Genomic DNA, 24,250 nt, shown 5'->3' with positions numbered 1-24,250 from the left:
GCCGCGTGGTCAACTCCCGCGGATCCCGCCGCCCCGACGACGACAGACAATGCACACACGACAAATTGCACGCATACGTCAACTCCCACGTCAGACAGATCGGCGCGTCGAGACCACGCTCGAACTGCTCGACCAGGGTCATGACGCCCGCACCAGCATCGCGGAGTCGGCGAGCGTCGCCAGCGCGGTGACGTAGACCGCGGACGCTGCGCCGCAGCGGTCCAGCGCGGCCCTGGCCGAGGGCGCCTCGGGCAGGGCGCGCACCACGTCGACCACGGTGCGGTTCCGCAGGAACGACAGCTTGCGGGTACCGAAGTGATACAGCAGCGCTCCGAACGGTTCTGGGCGCAACTCGACCTGCGGGTGCAGGTGCCAGCGGGCGTCGAGGTCGAACACGTCAGTAGACCCCACACATCCCGTCGATCGACACCTCTTCGACGAGCGTCTCCTCGACGAGATCGGCGGCGGTGGACTGGTGCTGCTGATCGGACATGTGACTACCTCCTGGTGTGACGGACCCCACCCACGCTAATTCGCCGACGCCCGAGGGACACCCGCCGAATGGACGGTGACCGACCCGTCTGGACGGGTCGAAGGATGTGCCCGATCGGTGCGCGCGGCAGCGGTGTCACGCGTCCTAGCGTCGAGTCATGCTCGACCAGATCACCGTGCGGGTACGACGGCGCGAGGGCGCATGCGCCCACCACGGGTGTCGAGATCGACCGTGCACCAGCAGGTTCTGCGCCGCACGGATCGGCGGCGTCCTCGACGTCGTCCACGACGTCACCGCCGACGAGGTCTCCGACGACCTCGCCGAACTGCTCGTCGCCGAACTCGGTGGGATGCTGCGGGACCAGGACGAGTTCGAGGCCGCCTTCGTGGGTGTCGTGGAGTCGTTGGCCGGCGATCGCGAGACGGCCTGGTGGCAGTTCTACGCGAACTCGCTGCGCCGCCTCGAGTCCGGCACCGCGGCCTTCGCGCCGGTGCACGCGCATGCCGCGGCGCTGGTGGTGGGCCGCGAGATCCTGGACCTCGGATCGTGTTTCGGCTTCTTCCCGTTGCGGCTGACCGCGGCCGGCCACGACGTCACCGCCACCGACCTGTGCGCCGCCACCATGACGCTGTTGGAACGCACCGCCGTCCTCGTCGGCCGGCCGCTGCGCACGCTGGCGTGCGACGCCGCCGACACGCGGCTACCCGACGGCAGCGCCGACACGGTGACGGTGCTGCACCTGCTGGAACACCTCGACCCCGCGACGGGCGCCGCCGTGATCGGCGAGGCGGTGCGACTGGCCCGCCGTCGCGTCGTCGTCGCGGTGCCCTTCGAGGACGTCGCATGCGCGCACTACGGGCACGTGCAGCGCTTCGACGCGGCCGCGCTCACCGTCATCGCCGACGAGTGGCGCCGTCGCGGCGTCACCGCCACCGTCGGCGAGTTCCACGGCGGCTGGCTGATCCTCGACCACCAACCGCCCCGCGACCAGACGTGAATGTCCGTCGCCACCTGGCACTTTCGGGACATTTGCGGCTGCTCGCGGTCAGATGAGGCCGCGCTTGGAGGCGGCGTAGACCGCCTCGGCACGCCGCGTGACCTCGAGCTTGCGCATGATGTTGCTGACGTGGAACTTGGCGGTGGTGGCGGAGATGAACAGCGCTTCCCCGATCTGGATGTTCGACGCGCCGGTGGCCAGCAGCCGTAGCACCTCCACCTCGCGGTCGGTGAGCTGCTGACGGGGTTCGGTGCGGCCGTTGAGCGAGCGGACCACGGCTGCCGCACTGCGGGCGTCGAAGGCGCTCTCGCCCGCCGAGATCGCGCGGATGGCGCGCACCAGCTCGGTGGTGTCGACGTCCTTGACGACGTAGCCGCGGGCACCGGCGTGCACGGCCCGCACCACCAGGTCCTCGTCGAGGAAGGTGGTGAGCACCAGCAGCCCGATACCGGGATGGGCGGCAGACAGCTTGGCGCACAGCGAGAGTCCCTCGAAGTCCGAGCCCGCGGACAACTTGAGGTCCAGCAGGACGACGTCGGGGGTCGCCATCCGCACTACCGCCTCGGCCTCGCCCTCCGAGGAGGCCTCGCCGACGACCACCAGGTCCGCCTCGCGTTCCAGCAGCGAGCGCAGCCCCTGCCGCAAGATGGCGTGATCGTCCACCAGGACCAGGCGGATGGTGCGCGTGCCGACGTCAGCACCCATGACCGTGCCCGCCTTGCCCGCCGCGGTCGTGGTCGTCGGATTCATCGCGGTCATCGGGGTCATCGGGGTCATCGCGGCCTTCCCGGCTGATCGGAATGGTGGTGACGACGCGGACGCCACCGATGCGCGACCGCGTCACCTCGAACGTGCCGCCGTGTTCGCGGGCCCTGGCCCGCATGTTGGCCAGCCCGCGGTGGTGCCCGTCGACGTCGGTGGCCTCGGCGACCCGCAGCGCGATGCGCAACTCGTCGGGGTTGCCGATGCCGTCGTCGGAGATCGCTAGGCTGACCGCGCGTGGCCGATAGGTCAGCCGCACCAGCGCCCGGTTCGCCCGCCCGTGCATCGCGGTGTTGAACAACGCCTCCCCCGCGATGCGCAGCAACGCATGCTCCACCTCGCTGGGCAGTTCGACCACCGTCCCCGTCACGCGCAGCGACACCCGTAGGTCCTCCGGCATGTGCACGGTCGCCAGCTGGTCGAGCATCTCGGGCAGTCCCGAACGGCCCGACCGGTCGGGATGGTCGAGGGCGTAGATCGCCGAGCGCAACTGCTCGACGGCCGACCGCGTCAACTGCTTGGCCAGGTCCAGCCGCGCCGCGAGCCCATCGCCTGTGTTCCCGCCAGTGTTCCCGCCTGTGGTCGCGCCGGCGCTCCCCAGCTCGCTGCGCGCCACCTCGATCTGCATGCCCGCCGACAGCACGCACTGGGTCACGCTGTCGTGCAGTTCGCGGGCGATGCGGTGACGTTCGGAGTCCAGCACCTGATGCCGTTGCGCGGCATCGAGTTCCCGCTGCGTGGCCAACAGTTCGGCATACCGCAACCGCGACTCGGCCAGCAGCGCCTGGGACGCCTGGAATAGCGCACAGTTCTGCAGCGCGACCGCGGTTTGGCTGCTCAGGATCCGCATCACGGTCTCGTCGGTGCCGTCGAGCGTGCGATGCGGCGGCGTCCACGCCGCGAACGCCCCGATGACGCCGCCGTCCAGTTCGATCGGGACGTGCGCGTGGTGGCTCTCGATGACGGGCAGCCGGAACTGCGCCAGCTGACCGCGCAGCACGTCGTTGAGCCGGTTCAGCACGGCGTCGGGCAGATGCGGTCCCGGACTCCTCGCCCCCGCGAGGCCTTCGAACGAGTACGCCACGCCCGCGGCGTCCAGGATGAGGTGTCGCGGCCGCGCCTCGGGCAGGGCGCCGTCGGCGAGGGCCAGCAGCACCCAATCGGCGCCGAGATGGGTGCGGGCGGCCTCGGCGACCGCGCGCACCAGCGGTTCTGGACCGTGCGTCGTCTGGACCAGCGCCCGCGATATCGCGTCGAGTGCGGCCACGACGCGTTCGGTGCGCTGCGCGGCCACCCGGAACTCGGGATAGAACGTGCCCTTGCCAGAGCGCACGCCGGTGAGCCGCTCCAGGTCGGGTGCGCTGACGCGGCGGGAGGCGCCGATCTCACTGGTCACATCGCCGCCCGGAACACGGCTTCCAGCTGGGCCGCGTCGGCCGGGCGGGGATTGGTGGTGATGCAGGCGTCTTGCAGCGCGTTGGCCGCCAGCACCGGGAGGTCCTCGTCCCCCACGCCGAGTTCGCGCAGCCCGCGGGGACCGCCGACGTCGGCGGCGAGCCGCTGCACGCGGTCGGCAAGGGCGCCCGCGGCCTCCGCGGCGGGGACGCGGTCGTCCGCCAGTCGCAGACAGCGGGCGATCGTCGCGTACGGAGCGGGATCGGCCTCGGCGTTGAACCGGATGACGTGGGGCAGCAGCACACCGTTGATGACGCCGTGCGGCAGGTCCAACAGCCCGCCGACCTGATGGCTCATGGCATGCGCCGCGCCCAGGATTGCGTTGGTGAACGCCAGCCCGGCCTCGAGGCTGGCCTGTGCCATCAGCACGCGGGCACTCATCTCGGTGGGGCGCTCGATGGTGCGCACCAGGTTGTCGGTGACCATGACGACGGCCCGCAGTGCATGGTGGTCGGTCAGCTGGTTGTGCCCCAGGGACACGAAGGCCTCGATGCCGTGGGTCAACGCATCCAAACCGGTTGCGGCATTGAGCCATTCGGGCATGGTGGTGAGCACGCGTGGATCGATGACCGTGATGTCGGGCACCAGTGCCCGCCCGAGGATGGTGATCTTGGTGTTGCGCGTCGTGTCGGTGACGATGCAGAACTGCGACACGTCGGCGCCGGTGCCGCTGGTGGTGGGCACCACGACCAACGGGGGGATGGGCATGGCGGCGCGGTCGACGCCCGCGTAGTCCAGGATGTCGCCACCGTTGGCGGCCAGGATCGCCACGCCCTTGGCCGCGTCGATCACCGATCCGCCGCCCAGCGCGACGAGCACGTCGCACCCGTGCTCCCGGTAGTACGCGTGGCCGGCGGCGATCTCGTGGTCCTTCGGGTTGGGGGTCAACCCGCTCCACACCACCGCATCGACGGCCTCGGCCCGCAGATGACCGACGAGTTCGTCGACCCAGCCGGCCTCGATCAGACCCGGATCGGTGACCAGCATCGGCCGCAGAGCGCCGAGCCGCAGCGCGGCGTGGGCCGCCTCTGCCATCGACTCGATGCCGAACACGATCTCGGGGGCGTGGAACTTGAGTAGTCGGGTGGGCGGCGCCGAATGCCCACATCGGTCCCCCGCCGCACCTGCCGGGCGCCCCCGGTCGTACTCCGGGACCAGCGCCGCGGTCAGCGCGGTGTCCATCGCGCGCCCGGTCGTCGCCTGATCGATCACTGTGACCCACCTAACATCCGCTCCCACGATACTGGGCGTGGGGTGGGCCACAACGTGCGATCGGACGGGGGGACCACCTACCCGACCGGGCAGGTGGGTGGGCTCACGACAGCGCCCGCGCCAGCTGCGCGGCCCGGGCGGCGAGCTGGTCGGCGTCGCGGGCCACGATCACCTCGTCGCAGACCTCGGCGTACTGCGGCATCGCGCACGTGGCCTGTGTCCAGTAGCGCTGCGGCTCTGGCGTGATCCACGCCAGCCGATGCACCCGGCGACGCAAGGCCCGCAGCCGCTCCACGTTGGGCGGCAACCCGCCGGAGCGGCCGTCGCCGACGATCAGCACCGCCGTGCGCCCGTCCAACGCATCGGCGTGGCCCGTCACCATGTCGTCCAGCATCCGCCCGTAGTCGCTGCTGGCCTCCAGATCCAGACCACCGTCGGCGAGCACGGCGGCCAACGCGTCGTCGCCACTGCCCCGCAGCAGCACCTCGGTGACGTCGACGGCGCGGTCCACGAACGCCATCACCCGGCAGCGGTCGGCCCGGCGGTGCATCGCCTGGGCGAGCCGCAACGTGAAGGCGGTCACCGGCCGCACCGACAGCGAGACGTCGGCGATCACCAACAGTCGCACCCGGTCCGGCAGCGGCGTGCGCACCACCAGGCGGAACGGCACCCCGTCGGTGCGCAGGCTCGCGCGGATGGTGCGGCGCATGTCGAGCCTGCCCCGTCCGGTGTCGCGCGAACGCACCCGCGGGGCGCCCCGCATGCGGCGCAGCACCTCGTGGCACGCCAGGTCGACGTCGGCGGTGACCGGGGTCGCCACCTCCGTCGGCGCGTCGGCCGCCGCCGTCAACCCGGCACGCTCGGCGAGCACGCCCACGAAGTCCTCGACGGCCTTGGTCAGCCGCGCCAGCTGCTCGGCGGACAGGGGCACGCCCGTGCCGTCGTCACCGTACGTCCGGTCCGGGTCGTAGGCGTCCAGCCACGCCAGGATGGCGGCGGGATCGTCGAACCGCAGGGCGCCCGCGACGACGGGGCTCACCGCATCGGCCAGGTCACCGACCGTCGTCGAGGCGGCGCGGTCCACCTCGAGCGTGTAGCGCACCCCGCGCCTGCCCTCGTCGGCCTCGGCGGACACCGACAGTTCCGAGTCCGCGCCGCCGACGCTCACGTCGTCGTCGTCCTTGTGGGGGTTGAAGCCGCGCTCGGCGTCCGGGGTGTCGAAGAACTCCCCCACCTCGGCGGCGCGTTCGTTGTACTCCGCGTACCGGCCCACCTCTTGGTCCTCGGACACCTCGAGGTCCTCCGGTAATCCGGCGGCCGCGTGCGCGCGCGTCGCGTCGCGCGGGGCCGCAGCGGCGACGGCGAGGTGGTCGCCGAACACGACGTCGAAGGCACGGTCGAAACCGGCCTGCTCCCTGGCGTACTTCGCGCACGTCGCCCGCAACGCCGCCCGCAGCCGGGTGCGGTCGCGGGCGCCCAGCAGGCCGAGGACCCGGCGCACCTCGATCATCTCGGCGGGCGAGGCGCCGACCCCCGCGGTGCGCAGCACCCTGCCGAACGCGGCCGAGACCACGTCCAGCAGGTCGCCGGGGTCACGCACCTCGGGCACTGCGCCGTCCGCCGCGGCCGTGGAACACCGCCGTCGTCGTGTTGGCCGGCCGCGACGCCACCGTCACGGGCTCGGCGTCCCGTTGCTCCCGAACGCCGGCAGGTGGTGGGGCGCCGAAGTGACCCGCCACCACCTCGCGGTCGCTGGTGAACTTCACCAGCGCCGACATCAGCACGTCGCGCTCGACCGTACTTCCGATTCCGTTGCGCCGCAGGATGTCCGCGGCCCGAGCCGCGTCCACCACCTCGGAGATCGACGGGCTCTTGCGCAGCGGCAGCTCGCGCAAGGTGCGGGCCAGGTCCACGACGTCGGCCACCACCTCCACCTCGACGTGCGGGGCACGCCGCGCCACGATCTCGCGCTCGCGCTCCGCCGACGGGAACCCGAGGTGGTAGTGCAGGCAGCGCCGCTTCAACGCGGCCGACAACTCGCGAGTGTCGTTGGAGGTCAACACCACCCACGGCACCGAACGCGCCGTGAACGTCCCGATCTCGGGGATGGTCACCTGCCGTTCGGCGAGCACCTCGAGCAGCAGCGCCTCCATCGCCTCCTCGGTCCGGTCGACCTCGTCGATCAGCAGCACGACGGGTTCCTCGGACCGCACGGCGTCCAACAGGGGCCGTGCGGACAGGAATTCCTCGGTGTACAAGCCGAAGTCGCGCGACGCCAGATACCGCGACGCCTCGTCGATGTCGGTCAGGTGCGCCGTCGACGCGGTGATGCGGTCACGCAGCATCTGCACGTGCAGCAGCTGCTTGGCGTAGTCCCACTCGTAGAGCACTCGGTTGTCGTCGAGACCCTCGTAACACTGCAGCCGGATCAGGCGGCGGCCCGATGCCGCCGCCAGCGACTTGGCCAGCTCGGTCTTGCCCACCCCGGCCGGCCCCTCCAGGAGGAGGGGCCGGTCGAGGGCGGTGGCCAGGTGCACCACGGTGGCCAGGTCGGCATCGGCGACGTAGTCCCATGCCGCCAGGCGGGCGACGAGGTCGTCGGCGTCGGCGAAGCCGCCGGTGTCAGTACTTCTCGTTGATGGCATGCCCCACGACCGGAATCATCGATGCGACGGTCACCTCGCGCGGATTGCCCGGGGTGCACCAGTCGTCCTGGATGTGCTCCGAGATGGCGAGCACGGTCTTGTCGTCGCCCTTGATGGTCTCGCCACGACCGGAGTACTTGCCGGTGTTCATCCGGTTCTTGTCGTAGGAGTCGGTGCGCACCTGCCCGAAGTTGTCCGGGATGCCCACGTCCTGCGACAGCCGGATCGCGGCCTCCACGGCGGCGTCGGCGGCCTGCACCGTGGTCATGTTGCGGGTGTCGACGCCCAGCGCCGTCGCCAGCTGGGCGTAGCGTTCGTAGCGGGCGGGCAGGTTGTACTCCCACACCCGCGGCAGCGCGATGGCGTTGTTCAGGCCGTGGTGGCTGTCGAAGAACGCGCTGACGGCGTGGCTGATCGAGTGCACGATGCCGAGGCCGCCGGAGTTGAACGCCTGCCCGGCGATGTACTGGGCGTTCATCATGCCCTCGCGCGCCTTGAGGTTGTTGGGCTCGAACACCGCCTCCCGCAGGTGCTTGGCAACGAGTTCGACGGAGTACAGCGCATTTCCGAGCGACGGCGCGAAGTCGAGACGTGACACGAACGGCTCGCTGCCGTGCGCCAGGACGTCGAAGCCGCAGTAGGCCGTGAAGTGCTGCGGGCAGCTGTAGTACAGCAGCGGGTCGTCGATGGCGAGCGTGACGATGGTGGCCTCGTCGAAGCCCACCCACTTGTGCGGGTGCTCCATGTCGGAGGTGTCGGTGATGACGTAGGCCCAGGAGGTCTCCGAACCCGTTCCCGCCGTGGTGGATACGGCGATATGGGGAGGGTTTTGCTTGTTGGTCGACTTGGCGAAGCCCTCGAACTCGTTGATGTTGCGGCCATCGTGCGCGATGACGACGCGGGCACCCTTGGCGGCGTCGTGGCTGGAACCACCGCCCACGGAGATGATGCTGTCGCACTTCTCCTGCTGGTAGAGCGCGGCGGCCTCCATGACGTTGTAGTCCTTGGGGTTGGACTCCACCTTGTCGTAGAGCACCACCTCGACGCCCTGGTACTCGATCTTGCCGGTGAGTTCCTCGATGATGCCGGAACCGCGCAGGCCGGTGGTGATCAGCAGGGCGCGCTTGAAGCCGAGGTTCTTTGCCTCGACCCCGATGATGTCGTGCGCGCCGACGCCGAGCAGGGCGCGCGGGAACGGATGGAATTCCTTGATCGGGAACTCCCAGATCTGGTTCAGCTCAATGGCCATGGGATCGGTCTTTCGTGGTCGGTGGTCAACGAGACCACCGTGGACCGCCTGTGGTGGTGGTCACAATGGTTCCCGGGGCCAACCGACCGTCCGGAACCGCAGAACCGTCCGATCGGGCAGGAGCCGGAACTAGCCGGTCAGGGTGGACAGTGCCCGCACGGCTGCCTGCAGGTCGGCGTCGGTGACGTCGACGTGCGGCGACAACCGCAGCACCGGCGCCGTCAGTTCGCCGGGCGCCCTGGCGACGCCGGCGCACGTCGTCACCACCTGGTGTTCGGCGATGAGGCGGGCCCGGATCTCGAACGGGTCGACGCCCTCGGGTGGCGCCAGCGTGGTGATGGCGCTGGGTTCGTCGACGGCCTCCACGACGCGCCAACCCGCGACGTCCGCCAGCGCCGTGCGCGTGCGCGCGCCGACCTCCACCAGGCGGGCCACAACCGCGGCGGGCCCCTCGGCGACGTATGCGCCGAGCGCCACCGAAAGCGCCACGTGCAGGCCCACGTTCGCCTCGGCGTTCGCCAGGCGCGTGACGCACTGCTCGGACAGCACCCCCGGCCGGGTGGCCAGGATGCCGACCCCGCGCGGGCCGGTGGTCCACTTCCGGCCCGCCGTGTAGAGCGCATCGGCGCCGAAGTCGGCACAGTCCAGGTGCGCGAAGCCCTGCGCCGCGTCGACGTAGAGCGGGATGCCGAGGTCGCGGCACGCACCCGCCAGCGTCGTCACGGGGTGCACGGTGCCGCGGTGACTGCCCAGCACCGTCAGGTGCACGAGGCCGGGTGGGTCGGCGGCCAGCGCCGCCGCGGCGGCATCCGGGTCCAGCCTGCCGTCACCGTCGACGGGGAGGTGACGCACCTGGAAACCGCGGCGCGCCATGGTCTCCAGGTTGTTTCCGAACTCACCGGGCAGGCATGCCAGGGTGCGGTCACCCGACCAGTCGTCGAGCAGGACGTCCAGCGCGTGTCCGGCGCCGGTGGTGAACGTGACGTCGGACAGACCCGTCAGTGCGTGCACCGCGGCCCGGCCCGCCGCCAGCGTCGGTGCCGCCGCCTCGGCGGCGACGTAGCCGCCCAGTTCGGCCTCGTGCCGCGCGTGCTGGGCCGCGGCATCGATGACCGCGTGGCTCTGGCGCGAACATGCGGCACTGTCGAGGTGCACTCCCGCCACCGGCGGGCGTGCCGCTCGCCAGCGGTCGGCGAGGGTCACGCGAGCGTGGACAGGGACAGGCCGAAGTCGCCGGCCTCGTCGGTCCACCAGTGGGTGCGGCGCAGGCCTGCCGCGGCAAGTTCCTCGACGACGCCGTCGGGGCGGAACTTGCACGACACCTCGGTGAGCATCTCCTCGCCCGCCGCGAAGTCCACGTCCATGTCGAGCGCTCCGATCCGGATGCGCTGCGCCACGGTCGATCTGAGCCACATCTCGATGCGCTCCTGTTCGGCGTTCCACCTGGCCACGTGCTCGAAGGCGGTGACGTCGGCGTTCGCGTCCAGCTCGCGGTTCACCACGCGCAGGACGTTGAGGTTGAACCGCGCCGTGACGCCTGCCGCGTCGTCGTAGGCTCGCTGCAACCTGCCGACGTCCTTGACCAAGTCGGTGCCGAGCAGCAGGGTGTCGCCCGGGGCCAACGTCTCGGCCAGCGCGGCGAGGAACGCGGCGCGCGGCTGCGGGGTCAGGTTGCCGATGGTCGAGCCCAGGAACACGACCAGCCGTCGACCACCGGTCGGGATCTTGCCCAGGTGTTCCTCGAAGTCGCCGCACACCGCGTCGACGTCGACTCCGGGGTATTCGGCGGCCACGGCCTCGCCCGCCGAGGTGAGCACGCTCGCGTCGACGTCGAATGGGACGAAGCGGCGCAGGCTGCCGGCATCGCGCATGGCGTTCAACAGGATCCGGGTCTTCTCCGACGTCCCGCTGCCGAGTTCGACGAGCGTGTCCGCACCCGCGGCCGCCGCGATCTCGGCCGCGCGCGAGCGCAGGATCGCGGCCTCGGCGCGGGTGGGGTAGTACTCCGGCAACCGGGTGATCTGGTCGAACAGATCGCTCCCGGCGGCGTCGTAGAACCACTTGGGCGGCAACGACTTCGGCGTTCCCGCCAACCCGGCGCGGACGTCGCTGCGCAACGCCTGGGCGGCGGCGTCGGCGGCGAGGTAGTTGGACAGCGTGATCGACATCAGCTTCCCTTCAGTTCGGTGAGGCGCACGTCCCCGTCGACCACCTCGACGAGGTGCCGATCGGGGACGTCGCGCCAGCCGGGATCATCGTCGTAGGGCTCGCTGGCCACCACGACGCCGTCGGGCCGGCGCAAGGTCGCCAGCGTATCCCCCCACGTGGTGGCGAGCAGACGCTTCCCGTTGCCCGCCAGCACGTTCAGGCGCGCCTTCGGATCTCGGCCGCCGATCTCGGCGACCGTGTCCCCCAGCACGTCGAGCCCCCGCTCGAAGATCAGGGCGGCCAGCAGCGCGCTGTCGACGGTGGATTCGGCCGCCGCCGACGGGGGCAGCACCGCACGGTCCACCACGCCGTTGTGCGACAGCAGCCACGTGCCGTCGGTGAAGGGCGCCGACGCCGACGCCTCGATGGGCATGCCGACGGTCGCCGAGCGCACGGCAGCCACCACGCTCGGACTGCGCAGCGCGGGCGCCACCGAGGCGAACGACGCGTCACCCCACAGGGGTGCGGCACTGCGCCACCGGCGAGGCTCCCCGGTGAGTTCGTCGAAGAAGCCGACGCCCCAGCCGTCGGCGTTCATCAACCCGTTGCGCTGCCTACGCGGTCGGTAGGACTGCACCAGCAGCGCGTGCGGTGGCTCCGTCACCAGCGAGGCCACCGACACCGGTGCGCCCAGCCAGCCCAGGTGTCTACACATCCCACGCCAGTCGGACGCCGGAGAAGATCTGACGGCGGATGGGGTGATCCCAGTTGCGGAAGCTGGGCCGGATGATGCTGGGGGCCACCGCCCACGAGCCACCGCGCAGCACCCGGTAGTCCCCGTCGAAGAACGGCTGTGAGTACTGCTCGTACAGCATGGGCGTGAAACCCGGCCACGGCCGCAGCGGCGACGTGGTCCACTCCCACACGTCGCCGAGCATCTGTTCGGCGCCGTAGGCCGACGCCCCGGCCGGGTAGGCGCCCACCGGCGCCGGGCGCAGCGCCTCGCCGCCCAGGTTGGCCAGCGCCGAGGTGGGTTCGCTGGCCCCCCAGGGGAAGCGCCGCCGGGCCCCGGCGGCCGGATCCCATGCGCACGCCTTCTCCCACTCCTGCTCGGTGGGCAGGCGGGCACCCGCCCAGGCGGCGTAGGCCTCGGCCTCGAAGAACGTGACGTGCTGGACGGGCTCGTCGTCGGGGATGGCCTCGACGTGGCCAAACCGCGTGCGGCCGTCCGCCCGCACGTCCCAGAACCCGGGCGCGCGCAGATCGGCCGCTTCGCGGTGCGCCCAGCCGCGATCGGACCACCATCGCCGCTCCCGGTACCCGCCGTCGTCGACGAAGCGGCGCCACTCGGCGTTGGTGACCGGGACGCGCCCGATCCGGAACGGCGGCAGCTCCACCACGTGCGCGCGGCGCTCGTTGTCGAGCGACATCGGCTCGGTCGCGGCGTCGACCCCCAGGACGAACTCGCCGCCGGGCACCAGCACCGAGGTCCCCGCCACGCCCGTCCGCCCCGACGGCAGCGGTGCGCCGCGGTCCAGCAGCGCGGGGCCCGATCGCAGGTTCAACGCCTGCAGCATGGTCTCGTCGTGCTGGTTCTCGTGGCTGACCACCAACCCGAAGGTGAAGTCGTCGGCGTCCTCGGGCAGGGCGGCCAGGAGGGCGAACACCTCGTCGCGCACGTTCGCGCAGTAGGCGCGGGCATCGTTGGGCGGCAACAGGGGCAGGTCGACGCGACTGGCCCGGGTGTTGAGGAACGCGTCGTAGCAGCGTTCCACGGTGGGATCGAGCATGCCGGGCCTGCGCGGGTCGTTGCCGCGCAGCAGCCACATCTCCTCCTGCCACCCGATGTGGGCCAGGTCCCACACCAGCGGGCTCATCAACGGGTCGTACTGACGGTGCAGCTCGGCGTCGTCGTGGTCGACGAGCGCCAGGGTGCGCGCCCTGGCGGTCTCGAGGTCGCGAACCATCGCGGCTCGGGTGTTCACGCGTCCTCCTTGGCGAATTCGACGACGGCCGCGGCGATGCCGTGTTCGACGGCCAGGTCGGAGACGTCGTCGGCCGCACACCGACCCTCCTGCACCCGGTCCACCAGCCAGCCCATGGCCGACGCCAGTTCCGCGGGCGCACGCTCGGCGGCGGCCCGCACGCACGTGATGGCCGCCTTCTGGACGCCCCGATCGGCGAGCCCGTGCTGCGCGGCGCGGTCCCACGCCGTGGCGACGGGTCGGGTGGCCTCGGCCGCGACGGCCGCCGCCTCCGGATCGTCGAGCAGCGTGACGAGGGTGAACACCACGGCCGGCCACAGCACGTCGGGAAGGCTGTCCAGGTAGCGGATCTCGAGGAAGCCGCGGGGGCGCACCGGCGGGAACAGCGTGGTGAGGTGATAGTCGGCGTCGGCCGCGGTGGGGCGGCGGCCTGCCAGCAGCGTCGTCCCGTCGGCCCAATCGGCGAACGGCACCCACTCGGTGACGGCGCGGGGTTCGGGACCGTGCACCAGCATCACCGGCGCCTTGAGCGCGTACCGGGCCCAGTCGTTGGCCGGTTCGTCGTCGCTGGCGCCCAGGATGGGGCCGCAGCGGCGCTCGTCGAGGCGGCTCCACACGCGTTGCCGCGCACTGCGCCACCCGGTGAACTCGCCGCCCAGCAGCGGTGAGTTGGCGGCGATCGCGATCATCACCGGACCCAGCGCATGCGCCAGGCGCACGCGCTCGCCCCATCCGCTCTGCGGTCCGGCGTCGACGTTGACCTGGATCGAGGCCGTCGACGTCATCATGGCCGCGCCCGCGTCGCCGGTGCCGCTGGCCGCGAAGAAGCGTTCCATGGCCTCGTACCGGCCTCCCGGGTTCACCCGCCGGGGCGGGCGCAACGGGTCCGCGCCCAACAGCACCAGCCCCAGGCCGCGGTCGTGGAACGCCCGACCCAACACCAGGCGGTCGGTGAGCATGGCGTCGGTGGCGGCCGCCGCACCGGCCAGCGGCGGGCCCGACAGTTCCACCGCACCGCCGGGTTCGAGGGTGATCCTGCTGCCGCCGGGAAGCGGCGGCACGGACTCGACGGCCTCGGTCAGCTCCGCCCACGACGGCCGGCGGGTGGGATCGGTGACGTCGAAGCAGTGCGCCTCGATCTCCAGCCCCACCATCCCCACCGGACCGTCCCGCAGACAGGCCTCGGCGACGTGGCGCGCCGCGTCTTCGGCGTCGGCGAACTCCCGGTCCTGCTGCTGCGCCGGGTCGGCATGCGTCACGGTCACGTCCCCCATCCCCTCCACGACACCATGGCGTCCATCTTGGAGTGCGACACCGACAACGTCGCCGGAATTCCCGTCGCGCGGAGTCCGTCGCCCGCTGGCCGCGCGTCGACGGTTACTGGCCCAACGCGTTCTGCATGGCTCCCGCCAGCACGTTCACCGCCGGACCTCCGTTGCCCGGCTGACACACTTTCGCCTGTAGCAGAACGTTCTCCCGCAGCCGGGTCTGGACGAAGCATCGGCGGTCTGTACCCGCTTCCTGCTTCACCCACACCGCGTCGGTGGCCGTCGGCGCATCGCCGCTGAAGGTCCAGACCTGGGTGCGCAGGTCTTCGAGGTGCATCGCGGTGGTCTGGCCGGCGCAGCCGCGGGTGCGATCGGTCAGACGGTGGAACGCCCGGGTCGCGGCGTCGGTGGTGGCGAACACGCCGACGGCCTGTTTCACCAGGTTCGTGTCGTCGTCGGCCGCACGCTGCGCCACGGCGCCGGCGAAGGACGCCAGATCGGGGTCGGCGTAGACGTCGGGCAGGCCGACGTCGGCCCAGTCGTTGCACTCCGCGGCGTCGACCCAGAAGCCCTGGAACGGCGCGGTGAACCGCGATTCCCATCCCATGGGTGCGCCGACGACGTTGCCCACCGATCCCTTGCCGAGGACCGCGTAGTTGACGACGCCGGGATCCGACGGCCGCGCCGCCGCGGGGGCGGCCAGAGCCAGAGCCAGCGCCAGCACGCTCGCCACGGCCATGCCGGCACCGCGGGTGGCGCGCACGCCTAGACCTTCGCCGTCAGCTTGACGTCGACGTTGCCACGGGTGGCCTTGGAGTAGGGGCACACCTGGTGCGCCTTCTCCATCAGATCGTCGGCCGCGTCCTGCTCCAATCCGGGCAGGTAGCCGACGAGGTGCGCGGTGAACCCGAACCCGCCGTCGGAGTCCTTGCCGAACCCGATCTGGGCGGTGATGCCGCTGGCGTCGTCGATCGCGACCTTCTCGTTGCGGGCGACGAGGCGCAGGGCGCCGAGGAAACACGCCGACCACCCGGCCGAGAACAACAGCTCCGGGTTGATGCCCTCGCCGCTACCACCCATCTCCTTGGGCGGGCGCGTGTCCAGGTCGATCTTGCCGTCGGTGGACTTGACGTGGCCGTCGCGACCTCCGCCGGTCGCCGTGGATTCTGCGGTGTAGACGACGTCGATGCTCATGTCGGCCATCCTGCCAGGGGCGGCCGGACGCTAGAAGACCGTGAGCGTGCAGTACGTCCGGGCCGGCGACGGATACGGCCACGCGAAGTGCCCCGCCGCCGACGGGCAGGCCTGCTGGTCCCGCTTGTCGAGCCGCTGGGTGACCTGCACCAGCAGGCCGTCCTGGCCGCGTGCGGCGCAGTCGGCGCTCTGCATCACGCCGATGGGCATGTCCAGGACGTAGCAGTGCTGGGCCACCAGGTTGGGGACCAGGCACAGCCGCGACGTGGTCGGGTCCACGAAGGTGGCGGAGACCTGCTGGTACTCCTTGGACGGGCAGACACCGGAGTCGTCGGCGGTGGCACCCACGGTGTAGCTGGCGTCCACGCTGCACGGCGCCTTCTGCGCGCGCATCGACCCCGGGTCGTCCGCCTGGCCGACGGGAATGGTGACGCAATCGCCCACCTGGAACACGTCCATGCTGGCCCGTGGGGACGGTTCGGTTCGCAGGCCACAACCCGCGGTGGTGGCCATCAGCGCCGCCGCCACGGCCAGGATCAGCCATCGTGCTCGCGTCATGGGTAGAGAGAGTGTCACGAACCGGGCTAGATCGCCACACGATCACCAAAGTTCTCAATAGTCCCACAGACCCCACGCGAATTACAAGAGTGCGATTCCTCGGCGTGTCGCGAGTGGGATGCACCTGCCCTCGCGGGGCTCGTGCGGTGTCGCGGGGCCGTCGCGGGCGGTGCCGTCGGCGAATGGCGAGGAGTACGTCCCCGGCGGTGAGGGCCGACGCGCCGTCCAACCACGAGTCGCCATGCCCACCCCTTAGCGACAACGAGCGACAACGCGCCGTAGCGAGCCTTGACCCCCCACGCACCACTCGACGCCACCGACTTCTGCGCCAGGGCCGCGATCCGCCGCACGCCCACGCCCTCACGCAGAACTGGGGATCCGTGCGCCGAAAGCTGGGCAGGGTCGTCGCCCCGGGGTGGGCACGGCTACCCGCACACCGCCGCCGGCGTCCACGCTCAGACCCCGCGCGCAGCACCAACCCGACGCCATGTCCGCGACTTCTGCGCCAGGGCTGCGATCCGCCGCACGCTCGCGCCCTCACGCAGAACTGGGCGAGGCGGGCCCCAGCTCGTTGGCTGGGACCCACCCCGTCGCGTCACGTGGTCACTGCTGCGAGCGCACGCCCTCTTCGACCTTCTTGCCGAGGTCGGGGTCGACGTTGCGCCAGTACTCGAAGACCCGCGACAGCACGGGCTCCTTCACGCCATCGGATACGTGACCGATGATGTTGTGCGCCAACCGCTCTCGCTGCGCGTCGTCGAGGACGTCGCGCACCAGCGTGCCGGCCTGGCTCCAGTCGTCGTCCTCGGGGCGCAGCGTGTAGGCCGTGCGCACCATGTCGCCGTCGGACGCCCAGTGCGCCTCGGCGACGCGCCGGGGATCGTCGGCGACCGGACCGCCCATCGAGTTGGGCGCGTACACCGGGTCGGTGGACAGCCGCATCCGCATGGCACCGTCCTTGGCGTATGCGTTGACCTCCACCTTCGGCTCGTTGACCGGGATCTGCTTGTAGTTCACGCCCAGCCGCGCCCGGTGGGCGTCGCTGTAGGAGAAGCCCCTCGCCAGCAGCATCTTGTCGGGGCTCAGCCCCGTGCCCGGCACCACGTTGTTCGGTTCGAAGGCCGCCTGCTCGATCTGCGAGTGATAGTCGACGACGTTGCGGTTGAGCGTCATGGTGCCGACGTCGACGAGCGGGTAGTCGGCGTGCGGCCACACCTTGGTCAGGTCGAACGGGTTGATCCGGTAGGTCTTGGCATCCTCGAACGGCATGATCTGCATCTTCAGCGACCAACTCGGGAAGTCGCCGTTCTCGATGGAGTCGAACAGGTCGCGCTGGTGATAGTCGGCGTCCTGACCGGCGATCCGATCGGCGTCCTCCTGGGTGAGGAAGTCGATGCCCTGGTCGGTCTTGAAGTGGTACTTCACCCAGAACAGCTCACCCGCCTCGTTGATCCAGCTGTAGGTGTGGCTGGAGTAGCCGTTCATGTGCCGCCACGACTTCGGGATGCCGCGATCGCCCATCAGCCACGTGACCTGGTGGGCCGATTCGGGCACCAGCGTCCAGAAGTCCCACTGCATGTTGTGGTCGCGCAGGTTGTTGGCCGCCATCCGCTTCTGGCTGCGGATGAAGTGCTGGAACTTCATCGGGTCGCGCACGAAGAACACCGGGGTGTTGTTGCCGACCATGTCGAAGTTGCCCTCGGACGTGTAGAACTTCAGCGAGAACCCACGCGGGTCGCGCCACGTGTCCGGGCTGCCGCGCTCGCCGGCGACCGTGGAGAACCGCGCGAGCATCTCGGTCTTGACGCCGGGTTGCAGGAACGCCGCCTTGGTGTACCGGCTGACGTCCCCGGTCACCTCGAAGGTGCCGAAGGCGCCACCGCCCTTGGCGTGCGGTTGCCGCTCCGGGATGCGCTCCCGGTTGAAGTTGGCCATCTGCTCGATCAGGTAGGAGTCCTGCAGCAGCAATGGGCCGTCGGGTCCGACGGAGAGCGAGTGTTCGAGGCTCGGCGCCGGGGCGCCACTGTCGGTGGTCGCGATCTTGTCTGTCATGTTTCCCTCCTGTTGCGGTGCAGGGGCTGCCGCGCCGCGAACCTGGCATACCCGCCGCGCCTCGCAGGTAAGCCGAGATCGCGGGGTCAGCGGGGCATCTGGCCCGGACTCTGCTGGCCGGGCGCTCCCGGGTTGTCGCCGCCACCGGGACCGAACGGGTTGCCGGGGCCGAACGGGTTGCCGGGGCCGAACCCGCCGCCGGGGCCGCTCGGGAAGACGAAGCCGGGGCCGGGCCGCACCATGGGACCCATGGGGAACACCGCGGCGGGCGGACCGTCGCGGTGGTCGAACCCGGCACCGCGATCGGGACCACCGCGCCATCCGTTGGAGTGCGCGCCCACCATGAACCCGGTGCCGAAGATGACGGCGACGATGAAGACCGCGCCCGCGGCGATGCCGACCCAGGCCGCGGCCAACGTCACCCGACTGCGTTTCCGATCACGTTGCTCACCCGGGTACGTGCCCGGGTACACCGGCGCGGCCACCGGCTGCCCCTGCGGCGGCAGGTAGCCGATCGGCCCGGTCGCCGGCTCGGATGACGGCGGCTGATGCTGCTGCGGGGGTATCGGAGCGGTCTGGCCTGCGGGCTCCGTCAGCGGGGAGGGCTGTGGGGAGGGCTGCGCGGACGACTGCGCGGACGACTGCTCCGATGACGCTGGGTTGTCACTCATGGATTCGATGGTCGTCGCGATGTCCAAGTCGGGGTTCTGAACGCCCTTTGAATCTGCTGTGAGAACGCTCAGGCCGCGGGTCCGCCCGGTTTCAGGGGTGGACGGACCGGGCATCCGACTCGCGAGGCGGCACTGGGTCGCCGCATCGGAGGTGAATGGCATGAGCTTCGCGGACAAGGCCAAGAACAAGGTCGAGGACCTGGGCGGTCAGGCCAAGGAAGCAGCTGGCAAGGCCAGTGGCGACAAGGACACCGAGAACGAGGGCAAGGTCGACCAGGTGAAGGCGAACCTGAAGGACGCGGGCGAGAAGGTCAAGGACGCGTTCAAGTAACCAGCCTGACGCAGCGGCCCGCCAATTCTTGGCGGGCCGCTGTCGTGTTCGGGCTCGATGGTGCTCTCAGGAGACTCCCCTCGCGCACCCGCGCTGCTTAGATTCTCACTTCTCGCTCGACTTCCCACCTGAGGTTCCGGAGCCGCCCTTGGCACCCGAATCGGACTTCTCCGGCCCCTTCGAGGAACCACCCTCGGAGGAACCACCCTTCGGGGACGCCGCCTGCGCGCCGCTGCCGGCGCTCTTTGCCGTACCAGCTCGACTCACCGACGACGCCTCGCTGGACGAGGACCCTGTCGCACCACCGGCACCGGCACCCTTGGTCGTCGACGCCGGCGAAGCACCCGCCGTCGAACCTCCCGACGTCGTCGTGCCCGTCGCCGACGACGTCGTCGAGGAAGACGAAGAGGACGACGACGACGAGGACGAGGAGGACGGCGAGGACGAGGACGGCTTCACGGCGTCGGCCGGCTTGGTCTCCTCCGATGGCGTGCCGGCCGCCGTGGCGGTTGCGGCGTTCGTCGTCGTCGCAGCCTGCTCGGAGGTCGGCTCGGCCTCCGGCGACGTGGCTGCCGACGTGCCCGCGGTTTCCGCGGACGCGGTCCGTGCCGAGATCGCCTTCGAGACCTCGGTGGCGCCGGCGGTTCCCTCTCCGGCGGTTCCCTCTGAGGAAGCCGTGTCCGTAGCCGGCACGGATTCGACGGACGCCGCCAAGGCCGTTGCGGTAGGGGCGGATTCGGCCGTATCGCTGATGACCGGGAAGTGCAGTCCGGCCAGCGGGGGCAGCTGAGAGGCGCCCTTGCCATCCCAACCGCTACCGAGCAAGACGCCAATGGTCTGCGACAGACCCTCCAGCGCGCCGAGCGGGCCGACGGCCTGACCAGGGATGGGCAGGGTGACCGTGGCGCCGCCGATGGTGGCAGTCACGTTCATCCCGACGCTGTTCAGGATGGAGCCGCCGGGAACGTTGATCGAGGTGTCGCCGGGCCCCTTGTAGGGGCCGGCCTGGACGCCACCGGTCGAGAGCAGACCTCCGAACGAGACGTCGAGTGAGTTCAGGGTCGTGTTCTGGAATATCCCCGAGGAGTTCAGCAGCGGGGTCAGTCCCGAGATGTCCAATGTCGCACCGTTGAAGAACGAACCCACGATGTGCGCGGGTGCGTCGACGAGATCCTGGATCGCCGTGGTCATGTCACCCACGCGGAGCGCACTGACGATGGCCGTCACGCTGTTGACGAGGGCCACCACGGGACTGATGACGGGACCGGCGACGCCGACCAGCACCCCGGTGAGCGGCGACGCAGCGACCTTCAGGAGGTTGCTCACCACGGTGGGGTCGATGCTTGGGTTCAAGAACTGCGGGAGCAGGTTGATCATCAACCCATGCAGGCCGTCGATCGTGTGTGCGGTCGCCGCACTGAAGGTCGGGTCGTCGGCGTTGAACAGGGTGAGCCCGGAGCCGACCGTCCCGACGTTACTGGCGATCTTCCCCAGCACCTCACCGATGGTCGACGGATCGTTCAAGATTTCGCTGAGATAGCCCACTTGATTCTTGATGGCTTGCTGCAGTCCCACCCCGGGCGCCAAGAAGAAGTTGTTTGCCAGAGTCGATGCATTCGTCGAGGAGGTGTTGAACGCCTCCCGCCACGCCGACAGCGGATCCCATCCGGCGCTCAGACGCACCGCGGCGGTCTCCACCGTGCGGTCGAGTCCCGAGACGACCTCGGGAACCCCGGGCGCGGCTACGAGCGCTCCAACGGTGGCCGCGGCGATGCCCGCTCCCAGCCATGGGCGGATGGCTGACGACAACCGTTGGTCAGCATTGACGAACGACTCCCCGACTAATGGCACGACGACTCCTTGACACGACGGAAAATTTTGCGGATGCCGAGATCGTATCCACCAAGCGACGTTCTTCGACGCACTTTGACGAACCTCCCAGCGACATACCTGCACGTCAAAGCCACTAGTTACATCTGGAAACAACTTTCCCGCTGTTCAGCCCGACGATAGCCAGGTGCGAGCAAAGCAAAGCTGATCGGCGCCACGGCACGCGTTGCCGGCATTCTCCTTACTCGCGAGTCAGTTGTGACTTACTCTGGAGTCAGGTGGAGGACTCGCCGAGACCCGTTCGAGAGGTCCCGGCCGCCGCCTGCTCGGCCCAGGCGGCTCTGATCCTCTCGGCGGCGACCATCGCCACCTCCAAGGTTCGTGCTCGAGCCAAGTCATCGGGCGCCGTCGGCTCATCCCACACGAACACGGGGTCCAGCTGACCAGCCAGGAAGCGTTCTCGACACAATCCGCGCTGAACTTTGCCGCTCGACGTGGTGGGCAGCGTCGAGCGGTCGACGATCACCACCGAGTGGACCGCCAGTGCGTAGTGCTTGGAGATTGCCGTGCGGATGCCCGACGTCACGCCCTCGAAGTCTGAGTCGAGAATTCGGCTACGGTCCACCTCTTGCAGCACGACGAGCCGTTCGAGTTCGCCCTGCCCAGGCGTGAATGCGAACGCCGCACCGCGACCGAGTACCAGAGCCGGATGACACGCCTGGACGACGGCCTCGATGTCGTTGGGATAGTGATTGACGCCTCCGATGACCACGAGGTCCTTGCATCGCCCCGTGATGAACAGGTCACCCGACCGCAGGAAGCCCAGGTCTCCGGTTCGCAGGAATGGCCCTCGTGACCCGTCGGCGAGAAACGCGGCGAAGGTCTCGGCGCTCTGTTCGGGACGCGCCCAAAAACCTTGCGCAACCGACGGTCCGGCCACCCAGACCTCCCCGACCTCGTCTGCGGCGCACGGTTGCCGCGTGACGGGGTTGACGATCGCCACGCGTTGACCACCTCGAACGCGGCCGCAACCAACCACTTCGACCGCTGCCGGGTCGTCCGGTGCGATGTCGACGACACGCCCTTCACCGAGTTCGTGCCGATCGAGGCGGTGCACGACGGGTAGGGGACCGTCGGATCCGCCGGACACCAGCAACGTGGCCTCGGCAAGCCCATACACCGGCATGAACGCGTCGGGGCGAAACCCCGCCGATGCAAACGCCGCCGAGAAGGCACGCATCGTTGCCGCCAGCACTGGCTCTGCACCGTTCATCGCCGTCGTCAGACTCGACAAGTCCAGGGCCGCACGCTCTTCGGGGACGCTGCGTTGCACACAGGCGTCGTACGCGAAGTTGGGGGCGACGGTGTAGGTGGCACGGTGCCGCGAGATGGCCTGCAACCATCGCATCGGATTCCTGATGAACGCCGTGGGCGACATGAGGTGGGTCGTACATCCGATGTCGATCATCGACAGGTTGGCGCCGATGAGGCCCATGTCGTGATGTGATGGCAACCAGAAGACGCCGACGGACGTGTCGTCCCCAGGCCAAGAGGTCCGAATCGCGGCCAGGTTGTGCAGCAGATTGCGGTGCGACACCATCACCCCCTTGGGTGCTGCAGTCGAGCCGGAGGTGTACTGGATCATCGCGATGGCCTCCGGGTCACCGGCTCCCGGGGCCCAGGCAGTGGCTCGGTCGTCGTCGATCTCGTCGGTGAGCAGCCAGTGCAGCCCTCGCCCCTCGTTCACGGAGTCGAGCGCGGCGACGATCTCGTGGTGGGTTGCGCTGATACCCAGGGCAAATCGCGCATTCGCATCGGGCACCACCGACGACAATCGCGGGGCCAGGCGCTCGTGAACGGGAACGGCGACGGCACCTGCATACAGACACCCGAAGTATCCGGCGATGTGGTCCAACCCGGGCCGGCACAGCACCAGTACGCGCTCTCCCGCAGCGCCACGACTCTGCAGTTCCGCAGCGATGCTGCGAGCCTTGAGGTCGAGATCTCGATATGACACCTGAGTCCGGTTCGCGTCATCACCTTCGTAGGAGAAGCTGAACGCGATCTTGTCCTGATACGTCTGCGCCCGTCGACGCAGCATGTCGACCAGCGTGGCGGCGGCCGAGAGTTCGCTATGTGGCATGCGCTGACAACTTTCGTCGATGGTCGGCATGGCTGATGAGCTTCGACCACGCCATGATTGGGCCTCGCTGCACCCGGGCACAGCCGACTGGCGAGGTTACCGAAAGCCGGGGGGACCCGACGCGAGATCGGCCGATGCCGTGGCGATGCCCCAGGGTCCCCGGCGCGGTCACCGAGGCTTGACGGGATTCACCGCGAACTGGATGACGCGGTAGGGCGCGTTGTCACCGCCGGGCCCGGTGTTCCACTGGCTGACGAACACCCGGACCTCGTCGCTGGTGGATCCCGGCGAGATGTAGCCGCCGTAGGGCTGGGCCATTCGGTTGTCGCCGGGCGCGGGCAGCTCGTCGGCCACGTCGGGCCACGGTGCGGCCACCACCACCGTGGTCACCGGCGCGGTACCCAGCTGCGTCGGGTCGCGGGCCACCCGCATCTCCATGTTGCCGGTGGTGGCGTTGAAGTAGGACAGCACCACCAGGCCGTCGATCTCCCGGATGCTCATCTCCCCCACCGCGTCGGGCCACAGCGGCGTGGGGGGCCGCCCCCAGCCGCCGTCGGCGGACCAGGCCTGCCAGGAACCGCGATCGGTGAAGTCCTGCGGTGTCGCCCGGTACAGCTCCACGGGGCTGCTGCGGTCGAAGTCGTTGGCCACCACGTAGACCCAACCCCGCTCGGAATCCGGTCGCGGGATCGGATCGTAGTATCCGCTGATCTGCGACTGTCGGCCCCTGGCCCACGCGTCGTCGCGCACCGAGCCGGGCACGGTCTGCCAATTTCCTTGAGCAGCAACGGCTTTCACCAGCCGTGACGACTGAGGCACCAGATTCTTCGTCGTGGTGACCAGCAGGTAGTTCTCCCGGTTGATCGACACGATGCCCGCAGGAAGCTGCGACGTACCCGGCGCCGCCCGGTCGGCCAGCAGCGGCCGGTCCACACCCGTCACGCCGTCGTAGCGAACACCGCCCGGGTCGTCGATGGAATCGGTCTCGACGTGCAGGGCGATGGGCGAGTACCACCCGCCGAAGCCGACGCCCTGACCGGCGAAGCTGTCCCCACAGACCTGCAGGATCCCACTGGGGAACTCCATGAACTCGCAGAGATCCGTGGCACCGATGCCGTAATCCCTGGTCGGCGTCCCCGTCCCGGCCGTCGGTCCGATGCGCACCACCTGCCCGGGCGCCAGCGGACCCAGCACGGGCGCGGGCTCGGGAGCCGGGTCGGCCACCGCGGAGGGGGCCAGCGCCAGCAGTACGCCCAT

The 24,250-nt window shown here is 70.0% G+C and carries 23 protein-coding genes and 1 pseudogene; 2 read left to right on the top strand and 22 right to left on the bottom strand.

Annotated elements, in window-relative coordinates; translation table 11 throughout:
• The 3 genes and pseudogenes from AC30CM_RS19760 to mftA form a co-directional block, all read right to left on the bottom strand.
• Positions 1-142, bottom strand: a pseudogene (locus tag AC30CM_RS19760) (mycofactocin radical SAM maturase); the annotation flags it as partial.
• On the bottom strand, positions 139-411 hold the full coding sequence (mftB, locus tag AC30CM_RS19755) for a mycofactocin biosynthesis chaperone MftB (RefSeq protein ID WP_490118598.1): 273 nt from the start codon (positions 409-411) through the stop codon (positions 139-141). The gene mftB and the pseudogene AC30CM_RS19760, both read right to left, overlap by 4 nt.
• Entirely contained in the window at positions 398-493 is a 96-nt protein-coding gene (mftA, locus tag AC30CM_RS19750) for a mycofactocin precursor MftA (protein WP_490118597.1), read from the bottom strand. Before mftA ends, mftB begins: the two co-directional genes overlap by 14 nt.
• A gap of 157 nt (positions 494-650) precedes the next feature.
• Between mftA and mftM the strand changes: the two genes are divergently transcribed.
• Positions 651-1,490 (top strand): mycofactocin oligosaccharide methyltransferase MftM, encoded by an 840-nt coding sequence (gene mftM, locus AC30CM_RS19745; protein WP_490118596.1) that lies wholly within the window; start codon positions 651-653, stop codon positions 1,488-1,490.
• A 48-nt stretch (positions 1,491-1,538) separates the two neighbouring features.
• Here the strand turns inward: mftM and AC30CM_RS19740 are convergent, their stop codons facing one another.
• The 16 genes from AC30CM_RS19740 to AC30CM_RS19665 all read right to left on the bottom strand — a co-directional run bounded on the left by AC30CM_RS19740 (position 1,539) and on the right by AC30CM_RS19665 (position 18,689).
• Complete coding sequence (locus AC30CM_RS19740) at positions 1,539-2,195, bottom strand: MadR family response regulator transcription factor (protein ID WP_490118595.1); 657 nt, start codon at positions 2,193-2,195, stop codon at positions 1,539-1,541.
• Positions 2,185-3,648, bottom strand: a complete 1,464-nt coding sequence (locus AC30CM_RS19735; RefSeq protein WP_490118594.1) for a MadS family sensor histidine kinase — start codon at positions 3,646-3,648, stop codon at positions 2,185-2,187. The genes AC30CM_RS19740 and AC30CM_RS19735 overlap by 11 nt, the downstream gene beginning before the upstream one ends.
• Positions 3,645-4,889 (bottom strand): iron-containing alcohol dehydrogenase, encoded by a 1,245-nt coding sequence (locus AC30CM_RS19730; protein ID WP_490118605.1) that lies wholly within the window; start codon positions 4,887-4,889, stop codon positions 3,645-3,647. The genes AC30CM_RS19735 and AC30CM_RS19730 overlap by 4 nt, the downstream gene beginning before the upstream one ends.
• Before the next feature lie 133 nt (positions 4,890-5,022).
• On the bottom strand, positions 5,023-6,528 hold the full coding sequence (gene madC / locus AC30CM_RS19725; protein WP_490118593.1) for a MadC family VWA domain-containing protein: 1,506 nt from the start codon (positions 6,526-6,528) through the stop codon (positions 5,023-5,025).
• Entirely contained in the window at positions 6,512-7,564 is a 1,053-nt protein-coding gene (locus AC30CM_RS19720; protein ID WP_490118592.1) for a MadB family AAA-type ATPase, read from the bottom strand. The genes madC and AC30CM_RS19720 overlap by 17 nt, the downstream gene beginning before the upstream one ends.
• Entirely contained in the window at positions 7,542-8,813 is a 1,272-nt protein-coding gene (gene mdo / locus AC30CM_RS19715; RefSeq protein ID WP_490118591.1) for an NDMA-dependent methanol dehydrogenase, read from the bottom strand. Before mdo ends, AC30CM_RS19720 begins: the two co-directional genes overlap by 23 nt.
• Positions 8,814-8,942: 129 nt before the next feature.
• Positions 8,943-10,016 carry an ergothioneine biosynthesis PLP-dependent enzyme EgtE gene (gene egtE / locus AC30CM_RS19710; RefSeq protein WP_490118590.1) on the bottom strand — a complete coding sequence of 358 codons (1,074 nt, stop codon included), beginning with the start codon at positions 10,014-10,016 and terminating at the stop codon, positions 8,943-8,945.
• Entirely contained in the window at positions 10,013-10,981 is a 969-nt protein-coding gene (gene egtD, locus AC30CM_RS19705) for an L-histidine N(alpha)-methyltransferase (RefSeq protein WP_490118589.1), read from the bottom strand. The genes egtE and egtD overlap by 4 nt, the downstream gene beginning before the upstream one ends.
• On the bottom strand, positions 10,981-11,676 hold the full coding sequence (gene egtC / locus AC30CM_RS19700) for an ergothioneine biosynthesis protein EgtC (protein WP_490118588.1): 696 nt from the start codon (positions 11,674-11,676) through the stop codon (positions 10,981-10,983). The genes egtD and egtC overlap by 1 nt, the downstream gene beginning before the upstream one ends.
• On the bottom strand, positions 11,669-12,928 hold the full coding sequence (gene egtB / locus AC30CM_RS19695) for an ergothioneine biosynthesis protein EgtB (protein WP_490118604.1): 1,260 nt from the start codon (positions 12,926-12,928) through the stop codon (positions 11,669-11,671). Before egtB ends, egtC begins: the two co-directional genes overlap by 8 nt.
• 14 nt (positions 12,929-12,942) lie before the next feature.
• On the bottom strand, positions 12,943-14,211 hold the full coding sequence (gene egtA, locus AC30CM_RS19690) for an ergothioneine biosynthesis glutamate--cysteine ligase EgtA (protein ID WP_490118587.1): 1,269 nt from the start codon (positions 14,209-14,211) through the stop codon (positions 12,943-12,945).
• Positions 14,212-14,323: 112 nt separating this feature from the next.
• A complete protein-coding gene (locus AC30CM_RS19685; RefSeq protein WP_490118603.1) occupies positions 14,324-14,953 on the bottom strand; it encodes a sensor domain-containing protein in 630 nt (209 codons plus the stop codon).
• A 26-nt stretch (positions 14,954-14,979) separates the two neighbouring features.
• Entirely contained in the window at positions 14,980-15,408 is a 429-nt protein-coding gene (locus AC30CM_RS19680; protein WP_490118586.1) for an organic hydroperoxide resistance protein, read from the bottom strand.
• 30 nt (positions 15,409-15,438) lie between these two features.
• Positions 15,439-15,966 carry a hypothetical protein gene (locus AC30CM_RS19675; protein ID WP_490118585.1) on the bottom strand — a complete coding sequence of 176 codons (528 nt, stop codon included), beginning with the start codon at positions 15,964-15,966 and terminating at the stop codon, positions 15,439-15,441.
• Between the two features lie 603 nt (positions 15,967-16,569).
• Positions 16,570-18,018: a catalase gene (locus AC30CM_RS19670; RefSeq protein WP_490118584.1), complete on the bottom strand. Its 1,449-nt coding sequence runs from the start codon at positions 18,016-18,018 to the stop codon at positions 16,570-16,572.
• A gap of 86 nt (positions 18,019-18,104) precedes the next feature.
• Positions 18,105-18,689 (bottom strand): hypothetical protein, encoded by a 585-nt coding sequence (locus AC30CM_RS19665; RefSeq protein WP_490118583.1) that lies wholly within the window; start codon positions 18,687-18,689, stop codon positions 18,105-18,107.
• A 160-nt stretch (positions 18,690-18,849) separates the two neighbouring features.
• Here AC30CM_RS19665 and AC30CM_RS19660 point away from each other — a divergent pair, with 160 nt between their 5' ends.
• The gene (locus tag AC30CM_RS19660; RefSeq protein ID WP_490118582.1) at positions 18,850-19,020 is read left to right on the top strand and encodes a CsbD family protein; all 171 of its coding nucleotides are present in this window, start codon (positions 18,850-18,852) and stop codon (positions 19,018-19,020) included.
• 105 nt (positions 19,021-19,125) lie between these two features.
• On the opposite strand, the gene gjpA is transcribed toward AC30CM_RS19660, so the two are convergent.
• The 3 genes from gjpA to AC30CM_RS19645 all read right to left on the bottom strand — a co-directional run bounded on the left by gjpA (position 19,126) and on the right by AC30CM_RS19645 (position 24,250).
• Positions 19,126-20,871 carry an outer membrane porin GjpA gene (gjpA, locus tag AC30CM_RS19655; RefSeq protein ID WP_490118602.1) on the bottom strand — a complete coding sequence of 582 codons (1,746 nt, stop codon included), beginning with the start codon at positions 20,869-20,871 and terminating at the stop codon, positions 19,126-19,128.
• Between the two features lie 253 nt (positions 20,872-21,124).
• Positions 21,125-22,993, bottom strand: coding sequence for a fatty acyl-AMP ligase (locus AC30CM_RS19650; RefSeq protein ID WP_490118581.1), 1,869 nt, complete (start codon positions 22,991-22,993; stop codon positions 21,125-21,127).
• A 168-nt stretch (positions 22,994-23,161) separates the two neighbouring features.
• Complete coding sequence (locus tag AC30CM_RS19645; protein ID WP_490118601.1) at positions 23,162-24,250, bottom strand: DUF4185 domain-containing protein; 1,089 nt, start codon at positions 24,248-24,250, stop codon at positions 23,162-23,164.

This window comes from Mycobacterium sp. DHQP2018-32-09, from assembly GCF_058148405.1.
Note: the sequence above shows the minus strand (reverse complement) of the source record. Positions and strands in the feature narration are given on the sequence as shown.